Raw genomic sequence first — 15,618 nt, forward strand, 5'->3', positions numbered from 1 at the left:
CTCACGCGATATCAGCTTGTTCGATAAATGGAATCGTCTTATCAACTCTTAATAGACTCATTAATTTGTGTGGTTGCCCAGAAACATTAAGCAGTGATAGCTTTTGCCCTTTTTTCTCAATGCGTTTGTATAGGAACACCATGGCACCAATGCCAGATGAATCAATAAACGTAGTAGAGCTAAAATCGAGTACCACACTTTGCTGTTTGCCATGTGCAACTTCTTCAAACTGATCTTTAAAGCCATCGACGGCTAGACCAGAAAAGTCACTAGGTAGTGAAATTAGTTTGGTATCGTTAGAAAATGATGTGTTGTTAGCCATGATCTTCACCTTAGTTAAATTGGTTAGTCATAGTAACTAGTACAACTAAAATGCCAGTTTATAAGGTTTTGAAATTTAAAGGCTAAATGATGGAGCGATGCATAATGCAATTAACTTTTTGCTGTTAATTTGCATTATGCAACGTGATTTGCTTAATTTATTTGGTAAAAAAGACGTGGATTGGTATCACTGCCCTTTGCCTGTAAAGACAACTTGTAATGTTTTAATCACAATTGAAAACTCAAGCTTCGCCCAAGCAAGAGGTGATGACATACTCAGTGAATAGGCGTAATCCCAGCCAATTTTACTACGTGCATCGTCTATGGTTTCGTCATAGCCGTTCATCACTTGAGCAAGACCAGAAATACCTGGTTTAACCCCGTAAGTACGCTGGCAAAAATAAGGAATGTCTTTTTCTAATTTACCATAAAACACAGGGCGCTCTGGTCTTGGGCCAATTAATGACATCTCGCCTTTAAGCACATTAATTAATTGCGGAAGTTCGTCAATTCGTGTTTTACGCATAAAGCGCCCTACTGCCGTTATTCTTGGGTCATCTTTACTGGCCCATACAGCACCAGAACGTGACTCAGCATCAACTACCATAGAGCGAAACTTATAAACATAAAATAACTCAACGAAGTCATCTGAGCTTTCACCCACTCTTAGTTGCTTAAAAATGATAGGCCCTTTAGATGTAAGCTTTATAGCCAGCGCTGCAATTAAACATACAGGCCAAACTAGACTTAACGCAAATAAAGCGCCTGCAATATCTAAGCTTCGTTTTATGACTTTAATAACAGACTTGGTTTGTGCTTTACTCGCAGATTTTACACGTTGCCAAGGGGTGTCGAAGTAACCTTGTTCATAACGAATGATCCCCCAAAGTGCTAAAAAGTAACTATTTAAGATATAATTAACTTTATCGACGATAGGAATGCGTTTTTTAAAGGCGAATATAGTTTTAACCCCTTGTACTGCGTGAAGTGACAAAATGCCTGTAGCAATCAATTGTGACCATACAGATTGCGTGACGAAAGCCTCTATAAATACACAAGCATAAATACAGGCTAAAATAATTGGCATAACTCCACGTAATACTTTGTGCGAGAAAAAGTTCATACAAGTCCAGCCTAAACGCGGGTTAAGTAATAAAAGCAGCGCTTTTATTTGTTGCCAATTACCGGCACCTAATCTTACTCGGCGTTTATAATCTTCACTTTGCTCATCGCATTCGCGCTCGTAAATGACTACGTCTTCATCAACAACGGCTTTACCGCCTTTGCTTAAAGCTTTCATTGATAGCACGAAGTCGTCGTTAATGGTATTTTTTTCTAATTCATTTGCATACTCAGCTCGCATTGCAAACATTGCCCCTGGTACGCCAATCACAGCGCCTAGGTTTGACTCTGATTTTTTCACTTGGTTTTGGTAGTGCCAGTAGGCTTTTTGCGCATCTGGTGCATTTTCATCTAAGGTGTAAACGCCTGTCGAAATTGCCACTTGCGGATCACTAAATTGCTTAGCTACTTTGTTTAATGCATCAATGCTCAATAAAGCACTAACATCAGTGAACAGTAAAATATCATTGTGATATTTCGCCATCCCCATCAAGGTATTTAACCCTTGTACTTTCCCTTGGTTTTCATCACGATGGTGAAAATAACACTGCACGCCTTGCTTATGTAATACCTGCTGTGCTTTAAGAGCTTGTTGATAGCTTTTATCGGTGCAACCATCAAAATAAACATGAATAGAATAATGATGAGTGTCATATACTAGTGATGCTAAGTTATAAAGCTTTTCTGCAATATGCTGTTGTTCATTGTAAGCACACATCAAAACAGCAATATTCGGTGTGTAGTTGTCTTCAAAAGCGGTTTGCTTGCTTGGTTTTTGCTTTTTGCTTGCAACACACTTTAGTAATAATGGGTAGCCAATATGATGATACGCAGCAATACACATTAAAATGATAAATAATGTAGTAAAAATAGTCATGGTTGGCTCCTACACTGCTAATGCAGAATATAAATTGTCGTATTTACTACTCATGGTTCTTGCATCAGCGACTGCAATAGCATGATGACGAATGCAAAGACCATGTGGCAGTTTACATGCTCTCAAAATAGCCGGTGCAAGCTTGTTAAACTCGTTCAAAGACACAAGCTCACCTTCGTTATCGGTGACAACTTCATGAATTCCACCTACATCAGACGCTACAACTGGAATACCACATGCCATGGCTTCAATAATCGATAATGGCAAACCTTCACGCTGTGAATACAAACACATCACGTCGATACTCGAATAAAAGGCTCGCATATCGTGAACGTTACCTAAAAAGTGCACACGTTCGTTAAGCCCTAAATTACGTACCAAATTCATTAAAATGACTTTTTGATCGCCATCTCCAGCAAACACCATATGGAAATCTTCAGGTAAGTAATGCAATGCATGAATAAGATCTTTGTGTCCTTTACCTTCAATCAACCTTGCAGCACAGCCAACTAGCTTAACTTTGTGGGGTAAATTGAGCTGATTTCTGGCGGTTGATTGATTAATTGCGACAAAATTATCGCAATCTATACCATTTAAAATGGTGCGCTCAGGAATGATTGCTGTTTTAGCTCTAAATTCATCGGCAACAATACGTGCATCTGCAACCCAATAAATATTCGTTAATGAGTTAAGTAACTTAGTGAAAGTACATTGTTTAACGTTATTTAAATACCAGGCATCATGAATTGTTGATATATGACGAACCGAATCACCGGTTAACGCACAAGCAAGGCCGGCATAAATAACAGGGCCAACATGATGACTGTGAATAATATCGATATCATGCTCTTTTATTAATGCCTTTATCTTTGCGATAACAGAAATACTCACGCCTGGTTTTTTGTTTAAACAAATCACTCGATGGCTATATTGTTCAAGCTCTGGCCATTGCTCAAACACAGATTGTCTGTCTCCCTCAAGAGAAACAATAATACTCGAGCTACTAAATTGACTGTTTTTGAGTAAAGTAATTGCCATTTTTTCTAGGCCACCTACTTGTAGGTGTTGAACTAAGTGCATAACATTCATGATTTATCTCCTTCAATATTACCGAAGTTAGTTTCGGCATTGACGATAGGAAGTACTGTTACCACCTCTGCGCTGGTAAGTTTTTCGATGGTTTTAATATCTTTTAAGTGACTGTCACAAAGTGCAGCAACAAATACGCTTGCACTACCTGTGAAAATCCCAAGAACAATGCCAACGATAACGGTCATTAGCATTGAGGTATTGATAGGTTGTGTTGGGCTATAAGCTCGCTCGATAGTTTTTACTTTGTCAGGTCCCTCGTATTTAACTAATTTGCCCGTAACTTTGGCCATTTCGTAACGGCTAAGCATGTCTTTATAAAGTGACTGTTTAACATCGTAATCACGCTCTAGTTTACGTAATTGTTTTTCTACATCACTGGTTACTAACAGACGTTCACTGACAAGCTGCACTTGCTCTTCGAGCATTGCAAATTCTTGTTCTTGCTGTAGTAAATTATTACGGGCCTCTTCAAGCGCAAGAAGTTGTGAAACTAAAACGCTGCTCTCTTTACCATCACCAGACGGAAGCGTATTAACCATTTGCCATAACTGATCAAGATTCGTTGTGTCTAGCTCTTCACTAGATGCTAACAGCGCCTGTTGGCGACTTTTTAAATTTGCCAGTGTGCGTTTTTTCTCGATAATTTTGCTATGTTTATCGGTATAGCGTGTTCTCAAAAGACTTAATTCAGATTCAGTACGAATTATCTTTTCTTCTAAATTGCCTAAAATTGGATTGGCTTGCCCTACTTTACTCACTAAGGCATTCAGTTTTGCTTTAGCCCCTGAAAGAGCAATCAGCTTTTGTTGTTTTTCACTTAGTAAGCTGTCGAAGGTTTGGCGATTGCTATGTAATACATCGGGTAAGGTGTTACTGTTTTTGGTTTTAAAATCAGCAAGTGCTTCTTCAGATAACTCAAGTTCTTCGCGTAAACTATCCAGCTGCTTAAAGAAAAACTGCTCAGAAGTATCAAGAGATGCCTTTGTTGGTGCTAATAAACGTTCAATAAATTTTTCTACCACCTTTTCAAGCACTGGCTTCATTTGTGATTGGTCATGCCAAATAAAGTTAATGCGGACCAGCTCATCACCAATTAACGAAAGTGATAGTGCTTTAGATAGTTTTTGATGAATTTCTTCAACTTGCTTAGGCGTAGCATCTTCAGCTATTAATTGGGTTTCTTTTGCTACTGCAATAAGTACCTTACGGCTGATAACTAAGGTACGCAGTGCTGCCATACGGTCAGAAAGCTGAAACGAGAAAGACAGATCATCTAAGTAAGGATTAAGTAGTGCTGACTCTTCAATTAAGATGGTAGCGTGATTGGTATATTGTTTTTGAGCAGATAAACCAAGTGCAATGACGACGATTGGCACAATGCAAAACGGAATAATAAAGAGCTTAATACGCGTGTAAAGCGCATAAAGCCCTAAATAAATTAACCGTTTGATCTGCTCTTTAACTAACATACTTTACCTTTTGCTTTGCATTTTGCGAAATTGCTCGGTTTTAATTTGCAAATTGATAAAAACAACCGAGATTTCTATAGATAGTTAGTTAATTGCAGTTAGTGAGCCAAAATGAAAAAAGCCGCATCTTGTAGCGATACAAGATGCGGCTTTGGGTTGAAAGGTTTATTTAGCAAAACCTAAGTTGTTTACAGACTAACTTGGCTTTTGCTTGCCAGCTATGATCACTCGCTTGCTGAGATTGGTTGGCTCGCCAATTTAAGTTGTTTGATTTACTTAGGCTTACAGCATAGTCTAATCGCTCAATAAAGCCCTGGTGGTTGTCTGCTATTAATATGGTCTCTTGGTATGAGTTAACCGCAGCAAAGCGTGTTGTCACAATTGGTGTGCCTGTGGCTATGTATTCTTTTAATTTAAGTGGATCACAGGCCCTGATCTGCTCATTATCAACAAATGGCAAGATAGATACCTGCCAATGCTGAGAAAATGAAGCTAAACGATCATGCTCTACAGCCGGTATATGGGTTACATTGTCTAACTTGAGTAGATCAGAGAAGTCTTCGACAAGGTGGCCTATCAATACTAATTGATACTCAGGCCTATCTTTAGCTAGCCTTAACAATAAGGCTTTATCAAGCCAAGCATTCAAGGAACCATAGAAACCAATAATTGGTTTGCTTATTTGCTCAAGTTCAACGGCTTTTGTGGTTTGCGTGGTAAAGAGCTCTAAATCGACACCATGAGAAAGCATTTTAACTTTAGATTTCGGCATTTTGTTTGCAAGAAACTCACTCACAACATAGATGGTGTCTGCTTTTTCGATAAGGTCGCTTTCAAAAGGCGCGACCATTTTATGATCAACACCCGCAAGTGCAGAGAAATCATCTCCACAATAATAAATGACTTTATCTCGCTCTCGCGGTGAAATTAGACTAATTGCAGTAGGCACACTAAGCCAATAAACAATTGGCTCATCATCTATGAAACCTTTTCGATTAAAAATCCATTTATTAAATAGCCTTACTATAACGTTATCGTGCCAGGGTAAAACCGCTAATGTGTGTGATGTTAAATTAATGTTTTGGCTAGTATTCGTTGTTTTAGCATTTGACCCTGTGCGCTTTGATAACAAAAGGCTTTTTAATTTATTAAAAACTCGTTTCACATCAATCAAGCGAAATGTTGGTTTTCGCATACCAATCGAGTTAATCCAAATAACCTGATGTTGTTTTGCTAGTTGTTTAAATAGGTGCTGTGTACTACTTGGGTGACTTTGCCAGTCTTCGCCGAATACAATAAATTTCATAGCGTCCCCTCCAGCTGTTTAACAATTTTTGCTGGATTACCAGCAACAATAGTATTTGCTGGGACATCTTTAGTAACTACAGCGCTTGCAGCAACTATAGCACCCTCGCCTATTGTTACACCTGCAAGCACAGTTGCGCCGGTGCCTATCCAAGCGCCTTGTTTAATTATGATATCGCCAACTTGGCATTCATCATCAGGCTCACCTAGAGCACGTCTTTCAGAGTTTAGAGGGTGACCAGGAAAACCAGCTAAAAATACCCGACCTGCAAGACGAACATCATCTTCTAAAACAATTTTTCGACCAACAGAAAACGCATTTTGCCAACCAATATCAACATTACTGCCAATTATAAGTTTGGGTGTGTAATTACCATGACTACGCCCACAAAAAGTACTAATGCCACTAATTCGCGTGTTGTCATTACAGCTAATTTCAAGTTTTCCTAAAATTTGCGGCATGCCAGAATAAAGGTATAAATTTGCTTTTGAGCCCTTGATTTGGCTTTTAAATAGTGGTGTGTAATAAAAAATGCGCCCTAGTTCACTCACTACTGTTTTAACCAATAAATGCAGTTTATATATAAATGAATGAATACCTGGGATAACCCACATTTGCGGATTGCGAATCGATTTCGCAAATTGAAAAAGCGATTTTGCAAATGGGCTGTCACTTGTTTTAAGCCATTGTTTAATATTTTCACTCATGTGTAGTCTCCCTTTGTTTATCGATTACAAGCTTTTCTAAGGCAATAGTTAAAGCAAGAATGATATAAATAGGCCATGTAAATGCCTGAGTTAAAAAGGTTCCTGACACCATAAAGCCAATTAGGCCGCCCTTTAGAGCTTTCGCATTTACATCAATTTGTTTGTCATTAATCTGTTTATTCATTAAGAAAACACGGTTCAAGGTGCGATAAATACAGGCAATCACTAATACAAAAATACATATTCCAACGATGCCTGTTTCACCTAATACCTGAAACCACGTACTGTGTACTGCATGATTCTTGCCATCCCAATGTGGGCTGTAAAAATAGTAATTAACGACAAAGTTATTAACCCCAACCCCAGTTAATGGATTATGTATCGCCATATTGATTGCAGCTTGCCATGCGTAAATACGGCCCATAGCAGATTCATCAACACCACCTTCATGGGAGCCGCCACTTTGTCTATCTGCAATACCTGCAAAAGCAACCATGGCTAACATGCCCACGGCACCAATGCAGCCGACCACTACAGGATTTTTAACTTTCTGGTAAATAAAGAAACTAAGTACAGCAGCAATGCCAAGTAAGCCTCCTCGGCTTTGTGTTGCAATAACACCGCTGATTGCGATAACTAAGCAAATAAATGCAATGATGCGTCTAAATTTATGGGCACTTGAATCAAATACTTCAGCAGCTAAAAAAGACACGGGAAACATCATTACAAGTGATAAATCGTTAGGATCCCCAAGTTGTGAGCGAAGTTCTCGCGAAATAGTGACGCGGGTACCTTCTACTAGGCCAATACCATTCATTTTGTTACTCAGGGCAACTAAAGCAATGGCGGAACCTGAGATCATGATGCCAATTCTAACCACATTAAAATGCTTTAATGTGCTCATCCACCACGAGATTGCAAATACCATAATGAGTACTTTTGTCAGTACACCTGACCAATACTCCATCGCTAAACCGCGATTTGAGGCACTAAAAACGCAAACAGTAAGCCAAATAAACCAAACAAAAAATATCAGATGATTGGTATGCCAATGTGGCTTTAATTTTTGTGAGATAAACAGGTGCCAAGCTATTCCCAATAGCGACGCAAGCGCGAGTAACTTAGGAATTTTAAAAGGCATTAAAAAAGGAAAAGCTTCGTGTAATCTAAAGTAGCTAAATAAAATAAACAAAATTATAAAAGCCACACTTACCTTTACTGCAGTGAAAGCGGCAAATGGTAATAGCAGCAATGCAAATACTGCTATCGGGCCCAAAATGGCATAGGTAACAACTACAAGTAAGGTAACTAAAATGCCATTAATGAATAACTGATTTTGTTTATAGTAATTGAGCATGGTGATGCTCCTTCATTAAGCTTTTTATCACTTGCTTAATTAATGCTCTATATTGATAAGCCAAACCAACAATATAGATAAAACATACAATCCATTTAGCCAAACTAAGTTCGCTAAACTGTAAAGTGATCAGTGTTATAGAGCCCAATGCTAACCAGCTTGGTATTAATGCTGCAAAATTTAGCTCTAGAGGTTCGAAATGCTGACTAACTGAGTAAAGGCAAACTAATTTAAAACTTTGCATAATTATTAGTGCCAAAATAGCACCTTCAACACCAAGTTTTGGCACTAAAAAGTACAACAGGCTAAGACCTAAAATCGCCGTAAAGAAGTTTATAATTGATACAAACACACCATTCTTATGCATGTAGCAACCAATATTGAAAATATCGCTGTGATGGCGTATGGCAACAACAATAATTAATAAAATCAGCCAGCTATCTTTGCCATGGTATTCAGCAGGAAGTACTGAGTTTAAAGCCATTGGTGCCAGTAAACTCATCAAAACACACATAGCTAAGCCTGCATTTAATGAGGTTATTGCATAATTTTGATATTGCGTTTTATCTTGCTTAATTAAGCTAAAGCGTTTGGCGAACCACCAAAGCCTAATCGGCTCAAATGTGAACGAAGTTATTATGGCAAATTGCGCTGCAACGTAATAACTCGCTAAGACACTCTCGTTAAATTCGGCAACGATAAACCAGTTTTCAGCCCCATTACCGGCATAAACAAACAAACCTGATGCGATTATTGAAGTTAAGAATACAGTCTGTGATTTTTGTATTTTCCAGCTAAAGCGCGAATAGCTTACTTTAAGAGCACTTCGCATATCACTTAAGGTTAAACACATAATAATGAACGTGCAGACAACACCTGAAACCATTACACCGGTTACATTAAAACCAAGTACTAACAAAGTGATTGTTAAACAAGTTTGTATGACAGCATGCGCAATACTAAAAAAACAATACTTTTGCGCGTATCCAAATAACCGGTAGTAGGTGTACGGGATAGCAAGTACCGAGGCAAAAGTTAAATTTAAAATAAGTAACCTAAAATCAATTACGTTAATTTGCGCAGGTAAGGTTGCAATAATTTGCATGCTAAATATAAAGCTACAGCCTAAAAAAAGCGCACTAAAGCAGATTGTTAATACCAGTGCATCTCTAAATAACGCCATTTTTTCACGAAAAGATGGATACTGTTGTTTTAGTAGTAGCTCAGGTAAACCAAGAGAAACCACTAAAGAGCATAGCGCCGACATGGTTACTAAGAAGTTCAGCTCACCAAACTCGCTCTTTTCTAAAAAGCGAGTTGTAATTGGTAAAAGTAAAAAGCCAAACCCTTTTACTGCAAAAATAGCTAAAGCAAAGTAACCAATTTGTTTTAAGTTACTCATAAAACCTCCCTATAAAGATTCAACCCATTTGGAAAGTTGCTCTGCTTGCTTAACTGCGTTGTAATGCTCGTTAACATGTTGCTTAGCATTTTGACCAAGTAGATAACGCTTATGTGGAGATAATTGGTGAAATTTATAAAGCATTTTGCTGAGTCCTGAGATACTACCTGGCATACATTTCATACCAACACTTGGGGTTACAATTTCGTTTGCTCCCATTAAGGTGGTAGTGAGAACAGGAAGGCCGCAAGCCATGGCTTCTTTTAAAACTAACGGGCCTGTATCACGGTCGCCATTTTCTGCGACACAAAAAGGGGCGATAAGCGCAGAATAGTAAATCAGGTTTGAGCTAACCCAGTCATGAGGTTTTTCGCCTAGAAAACGGATAGATTTACGAATACCAAGCTCTTCAGCCATATACATTAAATCGTTCAGCATTGGCCCGTCCCCAACTATATCTAAGGTTATGCCAAACTCTTTTGGAATATGCTTAAGTGCAGGTAGTAGAAATTGCAGACCTTTCTTCTCGACAAGACGGCCGATGAAAATCAAACGAACAGATTCATTAAGTGAGGATGGTACAAATTTAAATTGGCTAGTATCGATACCGCAATGTAACAATTTAACATTGCTCTTTGAAAAGCGCTTAAATTGCATAGCCATTTCTTCACAAACCGCTATTGAAAAATCACAAAGAGCTAATTTGGGTTTTAAGTCTGCGTTGTTTACATAAACATCATGGCCGTGGCCAATAGAAGACACGGTAATGTCTGCAAGTTTTGCCGCAACGATGCCGTATGCAAGTGGCCCATGCATAAAATGGCAATGTAAATGATCTATGTTTGCAGCTTTTATATAGCGTGCAATTTGATAACCATAAGCAAGCAATGATTGTGTTGAAATTGATTTAAATTGAATTGCTGTATGCGTTGCTCTCGCTAATTTATAGATGTTAAACATAGAAGGTAAGATTGATTTAAACGCAGGCTTAGTGATTTTTTTAACTTCAATGGCACTGGTTAAGTTAATCAACACACTGGTTTTTTCAAATGTAAGAACAGTCACCTTATGCCCTGCATTTAAAAGAGCTTTAATTTCCGTAACTACAAATGTTTCAGATGCAATCGGAAAGCTTGGGACCAAAATAGCAATGTGCTTCATAAAAACGCTCCTATAAAAACTGTTATAGAAGTAATGGCAAATTCCATACCCGGCTAATAAACCTTTAAATTCCCGAAATGAGATAAAATCCTGCTACAGATTTGCAAAATGCAATGCACAAAGAGAAAAGACTGAGTAATTTAACAGAAAATACGGATTTAAAGCTGGCTTTTAAATTGCGTATCCTTCAATACGTAAATTAATGCTTTTGGAGCATATTATGAACAGCCAAGTCAGTATTATTATTCCTAACTACAACTGTTTGCAGTATCTAGATACCTGTATTAACAGTATTTACCAGCAAAAAAATGTAAATTTCGAAATCATTATTGTTGATGATGGCTCTACAGATGGCAGTAAAGAATACCTTGAGCAACTAGCTGCTGAGAAAAGTGAGGTACGCATCTTCAGCCAACAAAGAAAAGGGGTTGTGGCTGCTCGTAACCTGGCAATTGCACAAGCAAAGTCAGAGTACTTAGCTTTTTTAGATGCCGATGATTATTGGTCAGCAGATAAACTTGCAGCTCAGTTATCATTTCATAAAAAACACCCAGATTGCGTGTTAAGTTTTACAGACTATATGCACTTTAATGAAAACAACGAGGATATAATTGGCTGTTTTGATTACTGGCCTGAGTTTAAATGTAATAAAGAAAACACAGACTTCCAATTTCTAGATAATCCAATAAGCCAAATGATCACCACCAATATTGTTGGTACTTCGTCGGTCATGGTTAAACACTCAACAATTGTTGATGTGGGTGGTTTTGATAATAAATTAAGTAGCGCTACCGATTTAGATTGCTGGTTAAAAATAGCTAAAAAAGGTTATGTTGGTTATTCAACGCTATGCGCAATGCACTATTTAATGCGTGCTAACTCTATAACATCAAATAGAGAAAATAGACTAGCGGCTATGGTTGAAATTATTAATCGTAACCAATCTGTTTTTTCTGGTAATGAACTTAAAAAAATTAAAGCACGTTTAAGTGAATGTTATGGCGAGTTCTACCGTGAACTTGGTCAGTATTCAAAAGCACTTATGTATTCGAACAAAGCCTTTTGGCTATTCCCTCATAAACGAAACTTTAAACATATGCTCTATGACTTAAAGCACTTATTTGGAGCGCATTCATGAAAAAAAACATTGTAATCATTGATGATGATGAAGCAATTTTGCGCTCGCTAAAACGATTATTAGGTACTAATAACCATGTAATTTGTTTCAGCGAACCTCTATCGGCAATTGAGTATGCGAAACAGAACCCAATTAGTTTAGTCATTTGTGATCTGTTAATGCCTGCAATCAGTGGTTTTGCTGTTTTAGAGGACATTAAATTGCTACAGCCGAACTGCTCTCGCCTTTTGATTACCGGCTATGCAGAGCTAGAAGCTTCTAAAAGTGCGCTTAACAATAATGTAGCTAATATGATTACCGCAAAACCTTGGGATAACTTTGAGCTAACTATGCTGGTTGATATATTAATTGAAAATAGTCACCTTAAATTTAATCAATGCGTAGAAAATGTGAGTTCATAGTGCAGCAGTTTGTGGTCGCTGCCGTTTACTGAGTTAACACCAACATTAGATAAAGAAATATCTTCACTCACTAAACAATGATCTATTGGTAAACCCAAAACTTTTAAATCACTTAGCTGATTTTTCAAAGACCAAGTTGTATAAAAACCTGCGCGCTTAAAACAACTGCTTTTATTATTAATAAAGTACCGTGACCAAGGTACTGTATTAAAATCACCAGCAACTAACCAACTCCCCTTTAAATTTTTAATTTCTGAAGAAACTTCACTTAAAACTAAGTTTCTCTGACTCCACAAACTTTGGGTTCTAGGTGATGGAGGATGTAAAAACACACTATTTAACATAACGTTATTATGTAAAAAACTAAGCTTTACGTAGCCAAGCTTAGGATTATCAAAGCGTTTAATTTGCCTTTGTACGATTGGAAGTTTTGAGAGAACTGTAATGCCAAATGGCGCCCCTTCAACTTCAGCATAACCAAATAAATGATATTTCGTGTTTAGCTCATCAAGCACATGCCGCTGCGTATCATTAAATTCAAACAGTACTAAGATATCATTTTGCGCATTTATAAATTGGCTAGTGATGATATTTGCTAAGTTAGGGTTACTATATTGCAAATTTATCTGAGCGACTTTGATATCTGTGTTTTGAACCTCTCTATCAGCTGAGTAAGGTTTAAAATGAAATAGCACTAAGCCAATACTTAGAGCAATAAAACTGAGAGATAGTTTTTTGCTCCACCACAACAAAAAAAATGCAGGTAAAAAACTACATACAATCAGCAACCCTCGTAAAGCGGCCGCCAAATCGAATAGGTAACCATCGAATTGATTAAAGGCTAACACTAATATAGCTATATAACTGAATAAAAATATTAAACGCATCGCTCTCCCCCTCTGATAATTTATAGCTGCATATTTTGTTCCTTGCTGAGATATACTTAAAACAAACATAGTATGATGTGTTCTTACTGTGTGTTAAATTAAGTACCCGAAGGTACTTAATTTATTTAAAACTTACTATAAGTCTTATTCGAATCCGTTGATCATTTTGTCGCACACTACCGGAGTTGGTCTGTGATTGTCATCAACAGCAACAAACGTAAAGCTACCTGAAATAGCTAAGTGTTTATCGTCTTTGTGCATTGTTTCTAAGAAGATTTCAACATCTACTTTAAGGCTAGTGTTACCTACGTGTACAACTTTAGAAATAAGCTCTGCAAATGTACCAGCCGGAATGGCTTCTTTAAAATCAACACGGTCAGACGAAATCGTTACAAGTGGCTTACGGCAAAAACGTGTAGCTGCAATAAACGCTACTTCATCCATCCATGCCAACGCGTCACCGCCAAACAAAGTATTGTGGTGGTTAGTACGGCCAGGAAAAACTGTTTTTGTTACCGACGTTGTTGAGTCAGCAATACGCTTTGCAATAATAGCGTCACGATCGATTTGTTGTGTCATAGTCTCTACTTTTTATTAGCTAATGTGTCTTGCATCATTAGCGCAGGGTCAAGGCGTTCATTTTTCCAATTAAAACGCCAGTCTAAATGAGGGCCAGTTACGCGACCGGTCGCACCGATCTCGGCAATTTTATCGCCACGCTTAATTTCGTCCCCTACTTTTACATCTAATTTGCTTAAATGAATGTAAGTAGAGGTAACACCATGGCCATGGTCAAGAATCAAGGTACCACCAGAGTAATATAAGTAAGCATCAGCAAAAACAACTGTGCCGCTCACTGGCGCATATACTGGACTACCAGTTTTATTGGCAATGTCTAAACCAAAGTGCGGGCGGCGAGGCTCACCATTAAAGTAACGCTGGCTACCATAAACACCAGAAATACGCCCCGTTGCCGGCTTATAAACAGGGTCTAAAAAGTACCTTAGGTCAGAATTAACTTGCCTAGCTTTACGTACAGCAACAGCTTCACGGCTAATACGCTCAGACACTTCTTTAGGTGGCGAAACATATTTTTTTGCTACACCGGTGATTTTGTCAATTTTGTAATCACGCTTAGTGATCACAATTGCTTGTTCGTGGCTTACACCTGCACTATCAACCCAAGAAAGGCTATGATTTGTCTTGGCATCACGACCAAAGCCAAACACAAACTCACCATTTGTCGAAAGCTTAAGTGGCTCACCATTGAAGCTTACACTTTTAGCACCTTCAATTTGGCCTGTTACTAAACCGCCTTGAGTTAAATGTCCTTTTAATTCAACAGCACTTGCAGTTAAAGAAAACAATCCTGCAAATGCTGCTATTAATAGTCCTTTACGCATAACTGATTGACCCCTTGCCAACCCCTTCGTAAGCTGTAATTTTAACTTCTGAATCAGGGTATTGGTTTTTAACTTGTGAACTTAAGTAGTCTGCAATGCACTCAACCGTAGTATCGCAAGGTAAAATGTCGCAGCGTGATTTGTCTATCGCCATTTCAAAATAACCCTGCTGTGATGTATAAGCAAAGCACACATCGTTATCTTGTGCAGTTACATGCTTAAGGTCTGATTTATTGATTTCATCTTCAGCTGTTGCTAGATAAATGTCTTCCCATTTATCTGCCCACTCTTTTTGTAAGCGAGGCATAGCCATACCATCAAGGCTAATACCAATCTGAGAGCGATGACCATGAATAATACGCTGACAATTACCATCGTGCTTTTTAAGACCATGGCTGTAATGATAATAAAAACTTTGGCTATGCTCTGGGTATAAATTAATTTCAATCTTTTCGATATTACTAGGGAGCTCAGGCATAATAGTTTTAATTAAAAACTCGGTTACCGATTTTTCATCAATAACATCAGCATCGATTAGGCAATATGCTTGGTTAGGAGCGCTCATAGCTAAGTGATAATTATCACCAAAGTGACAATCTAGCACGCTGTGCTCAGCATGTTGTGTCAGTGAACCGTTTAGAGAAGCTGGCACAGCAAGTTTATGGTCGATACAGTTATCAATAATGCCCTTGATTTGCTTTTTAACTAAGCCAAAATCAAGCACCATCGACTCATCATTTAATTGACCGTGCAGAGTTAAATCCACAATCCAGCTCTCGCCAACTGCGCCGCGTTTATTACACAAGTAAGAAAAATCAATCACTGTCAGTGAGTTTACAAAAAGGATCATAAATTTCCTTTAGACTGGTTAAAGAATCACAGCAATTATAATGATTTTTACTTCACAATGCGCGGTTTTATCTCCCTTTATCAGCGACAGTTTAATTAAATGGTCATAAAACAAGCGAAAAATAG

General features: G+C 38.0%; 15 protein-coding genes. 2 read left to right on the plus strand and 13 right to left on the minus strand.

Annotated elements, in window-relative coordinates; genetic code table 11:
- Position 1: 1 nt before the first annotated feature.
- From MTF66_RS05320 to MTF66_RS05360, 9 genes are all read right to left on the minus strand, one after another.
- Entirely contained in the window at positions 2–322 is a 321-nt protein-coding gene (locus MTF66_RS05320) for an STAS domain-containing protein (protein WP_054561490.1), read from the minus strand.
- A 186-nt stretch (positions 323–508) separates the two neighbouring features.
- The gene (locus MTF66_RS05325; RefSeq protein WP_248526650.1) at positions 509–2,320 is read right to left on the minus strand and encodes a sugar transferase; all 1,812 of its coding nucleotides are present in this window, start codon (positions 2,318–2,320) and stop codon (positions 509–511) included.
- 9 nt (positions 2,321–2,329) lie between these two features.
- Entirely contained in the window at positions 2,330–3,409 is a 1,080-nt protein-coding gene (locus MTF66_RS05330; protein WP_248526651.1) for a glycosyltransferase, read from the minus strand.
- Positions 3,406–4,881 carry a GNVR domain-containing protein gene (locus tag MTF66_RS05335; RefSeq protein ID WP_054561493.1) on the minus strand — a complete coding sequence of 492 codons (1,476 nt, stop codon included), beginning with the start codon at positions 4,879–4,881 and terminating at the stop codon, positions 3,406–3,408. Before MTF66_RS05335 ends, MTF66_RS05330 begins: the two co-directional genes overlap by 4 nt.
- 169 nt (positions 4,882–5,050) lie before the next feature.
- The gene (locus tag MTF66_RS05340; protein WP_248526652.1) at positions 5,051–6,187 is read right to left on the minus strand and encodes a glycosyltransferase; all 1,137 of its coding nucleotides are present in this window, start codon (positions 6,185–6,187) and stop codon (positions 5,051–5,053) included.
- Positions 6,184–6,894: an acyltransferase gene (locus MTF66_RS05345; protein WP_248526653.1), complete on the minus strand. Its 711-nt coding sequence runs from the start codon at positions 6,892–6,894 to the stop codon at positions 6,184–6,186. Before MTF66_RS05345 ends, MTF66_RS05340 begins: the two co-directional genes overlap by 4 nt.
- Positions 6,887–8,251, minus strand: a complete 1,365-nt coding sequence (locus MTF66_RS05350; protein ID WP_058585032.1) for an O-antigen ligase — start codon at positions 8,249–8,251, stop codon at positions 6,887–6,889. Before MTF66_RS05350 ends, MTF66_RS05345 begins: the two co-directional genes overlap by 8 nt.
- A complete protein-coding gene (locus tag MTF66_RS05355; RefSeq protein WP_248526654.1) occupies positions 8,235–9,653 on the minus strand; it encodes a lipopolysaccharide biosynthesis protein in 1,419 nt (472 codons plus the stop codon). The genes MTF66_RS05350 and MTF66_RS05355 overlap by 17 nt, the downstream gene beginning before the upstream one ends.
- A gap of 9 nt (positions 9,654–9,662) precedes the next feature.
- Entirely contained in the window at positions 9,663–10,814 is a 1,152-nt protein-coding gene (locus MTF66_RS05360; protein WP_248526655.1) for a glycosyltransferase, read from the minus strand.
- 220 nt (positions 10,815–11,034) lie between these two features.
- Between MTF66_RS05360 and MTF66_RS05365 the strand changes: the two genes are divergently transcribed.
- Both MTF66_RS05365 and MTF66_RS05370 read left to right on the plus strand, forming a co-directional pair.
- Entirely contained in the window at positions 11,035–11,952 is a 918-nt protein-coding gene (locus MTF66_RS05365) for a glycosyltransferase family A protein (protein WP_248526656.1), read from the plus strand.
- Complete coding sequence (locus MTF66_RS05370) at positions 11,949–12,353, plus strand: response regulator (protein ID WP_248526657.1); 405 nt, start codon at positions 11,949–11,951, stop codon at positions 12,351–12,353. Before MTF66_RS05365 ends, MTF66_RS05370 begins: the two co-directional genes overlap by 4 nt.
- Here MTF66_RS05370 and MTF66_RS05375 read toward each other — a convergent pair.
- The 4 genes from MTF66_RS05375 to MTF66_RS05390 all read right to left on the minus strand — a co-directional run bounded on the left by MTF66_RS05375 (position 12,326) and on the right by MTF66_RS05390 (position 15,493).
- Positions 12,326–13,309: an endonuclease/exonuclease/phosphatase family protein gene (locus MTF66_RS05375; protein WP_248526658.1), complete on the minus strand. Its 984-nt coding sequence runs from the start codon at positions 13,307–13,309 to the stop codon at positions 12,326–12,328. The two genes, MTF66_RS05370 and MTF66_RS05375, sit on opposite strands and share 28 nt — an antisense overlap.
- 75 nt (positions 13,310–13,384) lie before the next feature.
- Positions 13,385–13,819 carry an acyl-CoA thioesterase gene (locus MTF66_RS05380; protein ID WP_054561502.1) on the minus strand — a complete coding sequence of 145 codons (435 nt, stop codon included), beginning with the start codon at positions 13,817–13,819 and terminating at the stop codon, positions 13,385–13,387.
- A 5-nt stretch (positions 13,820–13,824) separates the two neighbouring features.
- Positions 13,825–14,643, minus strand: a complete 819-nt coding sequence (locus MTF66_RS05385) for a M23 family metallopeptidase (protein ID WP_248526659.1) — start codon at positions 14,641–14,643, stop codon at positions 13,825–13,827.
- Positions 14,636–15,493 carry a 6-carboxytetrahydropterin synthase gene (locus MTF66_RS05390; RefSeq protein ID WP_058585039.1) on the minus strand — a complete coding sequence of 286 codons (858 nt, stop codon included), beginning with the start codon at positions 15,491–15,493 and terminating at the stop codon, positions 14,636–14,638. Before MTF66_RS05390 ends, MTF66_RS05385 begins: the two co-directional genes overlap by 8 nt.
- Positions 15,494–15,618: the final 125 nt, after the last annotated feature.

It is taken from the genome of Pseudoalteromonas sp. 2CM39R (assembly GCF_023161845.1).

Bases quoted from the DNA above. Each gene is read 5' to 3' on its own strand.
- MTF66_RS05380 (WP_054561502.1), bottom strand. From the start codon at position 13,819: ATGACACAACAAATCGATCGTGACGCTATTATTGCAAAGCGTATTGCT.
- MTF66_RS05360 (WP_248526655.1), bottom strand. From the start codon at position 10,814: ATGAAGCACATTGCTATTTTGGTCCCAAGCTTTCCGATTGCATCTGAA.
- MTF66_RS05390 (WP_058585039.1), bottom strand. From the start codon at position 15,493: ATGATCCTTTTTGTAAACTCACTGACAGTGATTGATTTTTCTTACTTG.
- MTF66_RS05350 (WP_058585032.1), bottom strand. From the start codon at position 8,251: ATGCTCAATTACTATAAACAAAATCAGTTATTCATTAATGGCATTTTA.
- MTF66_RS05355 (WP_248526654.1), bottom strand. From the start codon at position 9,653: ATGAGTAACTTAAAACAAATTGGTTACTTTGCTTTAGCTATTTTTGCA.
- MTF66_RS05375 (WP_248526658.1), bottom strand. From the start codon at position 13,309: ATGTTTGTTTTAAGTATATCTCAGCAAGGAACAAAATATGCAGCTATA.
- MTF66_RS05385 (WP_248526659.1), bottom strand. From the start codon at position 14,643: ATGCGTAAAGGACTATTAATAGCAGCATTTGCAGGATTGTTTTCTTTA.
- MTF66_RS05370 (WP_248526657.1), top strand. From the start codon at position 11,949: ATGAAAAAAAACATTGTAATCATTGATGATGATGAAGCAATTTTGCGC.
- MTF66_RS05345 (WP_248526653.1), bottom strand. From the start codon at position 6,894: ATGAGTGAAAATATTAAACAATGGCTTAAAACAAGTGACAGCCCATTT.
- MTF66_RS05365 (WP_248526656.1), top strand. From the start codon at position 11,035: ATGAACAGCCAAGTCAGTATTATTATTCCTAACTACAACTGTTTGCAG.
- MTF66_RS05320 (WP_054561490.1), bottom strand. From the start codon at position 322: ATGGCTAACAACACATCATTTTCTAACGATACCAAACTAATTTCACTA.
- MTF66_RS05325 (WP_248526650.1), bottom strand. From the start codon at position 2,320: ATGACTATTTTTACTACATTATTTATCATTTTAATGTGTATTGCTGCG.
- MTF66_RS05340 (WP_248526652.1), bottom strand. From the start codon at position 6,187: ATGAAATTTATTGTATTCGGCGAAGACTGGCAAAGTCACCCAAGTAGT.
- MTF66_RS05335 (WP_054561493.1), bottom strand. From the start codon at position 4,881: ATGTTAGTTAAAGAGCAGATCAAACGGTTAATTTATTTAGGGCTTTAT.
- MTF66_RS05330 (WP_248526651.1), bottom strand. From the start codon at position 3,409: ATGAATGTTATGCACTTAGTTCAACACCTACAAGTAGGTGGCCTAGAA.